General features: G+C 56.0%; 2 protein-coding genes. Both read right to left on the bottom strand.

What is annotated here, in order from left to right; translation table 11 throughout:
* A partial coding sequence (locus EXE44_RS16195) for a PriCT-2 domain-containing protein (RefSeq protein WP_199241237.1) occupies positions 1–1,187 on the bottom strand: 1,187 nt, incomplete at its 3' end.
* A gap of 1,059 nt (positions 1,188–2,246) precedes the next feature.
* Positions 2,247–3,584 carry a tyrosine-type recombinase/integrase gene (locus EXE44_RS16190; protein WP_137706808.1) on the bottom strand — a complete coding sequence of 446 codons (1,338 nt, stop codon included), beginning with the start codon at positions 3,582–3,584 and terminating at the stop codon, positions 2,247–2,249.
* Positions 3,585–3,832 lie beyond the last annotated feature (248 nt).

Genomic DNA, 3,832 nt, shown 5'->3' with positions numbered 1-3,832 from the left:
GCATACGGATCGCGGTCGCGTTCTCTTACGGTCCAGTCGCTCGCGTTCTTGAGGAAACTATCTCCTCCCGCTACCTCATTGACCGCGATTGTTTCGGCTGTGGTTAGTCGGTCTGGATTCTCGAAGCGTTCCACAAGCTCGGCGGCGTCGTACTCTTCGGTCGGCTGGACTTTGACGACTTGTCCGCCGTCATCAAACCACGTTGAATCAATCGCTTCCTCGAAGGGTGTTTGGCGGGCTTGACCGCCGGGGTCAACGACCGACGATCCACCTCCCGGCGGCGTCCAACCGCCTTCTTTCGCTTTATGGATTAGTGTGCCAAGAGTGACGCCCGCGCCTTCCGAAGCGTCCGACCAAATCCAGTCAATTGAACGCTCGGCTTTGTCATCGTATTTCGCGCCACGCTTCGACCACTTCTTGAACAGTCGCTTCCCCGTACTCCCGTCATCAAAGTCGTGAACAGCAAAGCCGACTTTGATCCATTCCTCGTGCGGGAGGTCGGGATCAACGTGGGAAAGTGCCTCTTCAATGTCGTCGTCAGTAAGGTACTCCTCGCGGCCGCCGGCGCGGCTGGATTGCGCTACCGTTTCCAACGACGGGGCGCGATCGTGAATCTCTTGGTAGGCATTGAACAGCCACGGCGCGGGATTCACGTCATCAATTGAATCCGGATTGCCGTCTACCTTATCGCCGGTGACAATACAGAATTTGTTCTGTAGGAGATCAACGCCTTCATGTTCTCCAAGTTGGCCGTCAGTCCACCAGTCGGGGATTTTGTCTCCCTCAACGGGGATATGTAAGCCCGTTCCGGAGGTCGATTGCTCGATATACGTCGCCTCGAAACGGCTCAAGTCAGGCACCCAACTCTTGAGGCTCCCGTCATCCGCGATTCCGCCGTCAATGTCAATACAGGCATACCGACCGGCTTCATAGCCGTCGTTTCCGGCGGCCATGACGTAACCGATTCCCCAACTCTCTCGGGCTTGTGCGGCGTCTCTCGCCGCCTCAAAGGTATGCCACGTCTCCGGGTCGGACCAACTAATGTTGAAGTCCCCCTTCCAATGCGGGCGCTTCGGCGTCTCTCCAGAAGCGTCCCACATGAGCCATTGATCGCGCTCTTTCAACGCCTCCGGAACAGATTCATACGGGTCCGTTGAATCCGCCGGCGGCGATTCCGCTCGGCTCATTTTGCTACCTCCTCGCGGACTCGACGCTCACACACACTACACCGAAAGTCCGTCAATTCATCCGGAGTTGCTACAAGAGTCGGTCGGCCGCAATGGGGACAATTGAATCCAGCGTAACGACTTTCAGCCTCTGGTTCGTTAATTGACTTAGACGGGGTTCCACAACCGTCTTTCATCTCTCTCCGGCTCACTCTTCCGTCACCTCCAAAAGAGCCGAAGCCAAGTCGGCCGCTGGTAGGTCAGTCTGTGAAAGCTCTTCGAGGTCGTCGCGATGTTTGTTAATCTTTCCAGTCGTCGTCTCTTTGCTAAGACTCATTAATATAGCAATTAAATCCGCTCTCACAGGGGTCGCTCCCTGTATAGTTTCCGAACGCCCGGAATCGGTGGGTAGGTGTAGGCAACCGTGTGCCACCGCCGGGCGTCTCTCTCCAATACTTATTCTTGAGCAACTAACCGCCCCACTACCTGATTAAATGATTCACCCGGCTCCTCTTTCAGACTATTCAGCTTCTGCCAATTTTCGGTCGTAATCGTGATCGTCGTTCGGTTTGACATATTTGTGGAAAGGACTGTTTGACAATCGATTCATACACCGGCCGGACTTCCACCAACACAGCGGGCCAGTCGCCTGTAACAGCATGAAGCCCGTCTCCCCGACCGTGGGAAGGGTCCACCTTCGCGGTATTACTCCCCAAGGCCGGTTACAAACCCTGCCGCTCCGATTACTGGTTACGGTAACGACAGCGGCACAGCACTTTCGTCCCGGCCGTATCGGCCGGTAAGCTGTGGGTGACTCCAATGTGAGAAAACCAAGCTCTCCCGCCACCGATTGCGGGGTCACCAAACTTGGCCCATACAGGATATTGCCTCCCTCCTGTCGGGGTGGGCGAACACGTTGACTTCCTGCTTTTGACGGACAGGAACCAGCCTGTCCGTTATTAACCGAAGAAGGGATGGGCAATCTACCGCTGTATTGTGACGCGTGTTCCTATTAGTGGTATTCGGGCCATGGTCTTAAGTACGTTACGGTCAAATAACAGTAGAAAAAACAGATACAGCCTACTCTTCAGATAGTTTCTCAAGAAGCGCGGCTTTCACGTCGGGGTCGTCTAACAATTCGTCCAGCGTATCGATTTTGTCCATCGTTTCGTCGTCGTCTGGATCCACCTCTTTGTAGGAGTCTTTCACGTCGGAGTCCAGCGTATCTTGTGCGCTCTTCGCGTCAGGAGTGAACACGGTTCCGCAATTCGGACACGCTTTTGCCGCCGGTGGAAGCGGCTCGCGGCACACACTACAATGGTCGGGCGTCATCGGGGACTCTTCCTCTTCTTCTCGAAGCCCAAACGCTTCCTCCGCCTTCTGGATATAGTCGGAATCCGAAAGGTGAGCATAGGTCGTAGTCATTACGTCCGACTCCGGCTTGTGCCGAATAAGTCGCTTAATCACGTCGTCATCAAGGTCGTAATCCCGCTTACACATGGTGACAAAGTTGTGCCGCATTGCGTGCGCATGGGTCGGCTTCTGTTTGATTCCCGGCTCCTCTTTGGCCGCCTTTTCGGCCGCTTCCCGAAGCACGCGATTCATCGTGTCGTCGCTAATGGTCGTACTCGGGTCGCGGGTGAGACTATCACGGCGTTCACAAATGAGGAAGGCATCGCCGTTCTCCGGTTCCGGGTGGTGATTCAACCAGTCGCGGACGCTTCCCACGGCACCAAGAAGCGGGTTCCACGTTCCGATCAACTCGGCTCCCTTCAACCCGTCCGCCGAGTCGTTCAGCCGATACTTGGCGTCGTCTAACTTGATGTCCTTAATCCGGAGCGTTCTGATTCCCGTGTTTCGCTGGCCGGTATACAGGCATAGGTCAACAATTGCCTGATCGCGCGGGTGTTCTGGTGCGTTCCGGATTGCGTGAAACTCCTCGCGCGTCAGCATATCTTCGGGATCCACAATCGTACTTTGTTTGTCGAAGGTAGCAATCCCGTCCGGGTCGGCGTCACTATCGATATGCCGGAGGAATTTCTTGAGACAATTCTGACGCGACCGGATCGTGTTCTTCGACAAGGATTTGGTGACGGACACGGCGTCACCGTCATACATCCGCTGTGCCACTTCATTCAGCTCCCGTTCCGTGGCGTCCAGTAGTGATCCATCAAGGTCGCGGGAAAACGCGGTGAGAGAAATAATCCATTGCCGGAGGGTCGTTGGGGCGCGCGTCGTTCCCCAACGATTCGCGTCACTATCGGCGTCGTTCGGAGTCGTCACCGCGTTCTCCTCATCATACCCGTCGCACCATTCGAGAATCGCCTCGCCGTCTTGGCGATTCACCTCGCCCGATTCCATCAATTCGCGCAAATGCTCCCGGTTACGCTCGTATTGCTCCCGCTTCGTTTGAGCCATACCCGCCTATTCCCGTGCGATTGGTAAGAATACACCGCATATATTCAGGCTAAACTTCTTGAAGACCATGTCATGTGTCGGTAGGGAACACGGGGGGATAAAAATACGCGTCGGGGGACGGCGGAGACGGAGGGAGTCGCCGCCCGGCTACGGACTGCCGGGCGCGCCTTCCATCACGGCGAAGTCCTCGCCGTCGCGGTCGATGCCAATCACCGCCCAGTCGTAGGGGGGTTTCGCGGCGACGAGCC

Origin of the sequence: Halorubrum sp. SS7 (genome assembly GCF_005435055.1) — an archaeon.
GTDB lineage: Archaea > Halobacteriota > Halobacteria > Halobacteriales > Haloferacaceae > Halorubrum > Halorubrum salinarum.
This window is presented reverse-complemented; position numbering and strand designations above follow the sequence as displayed.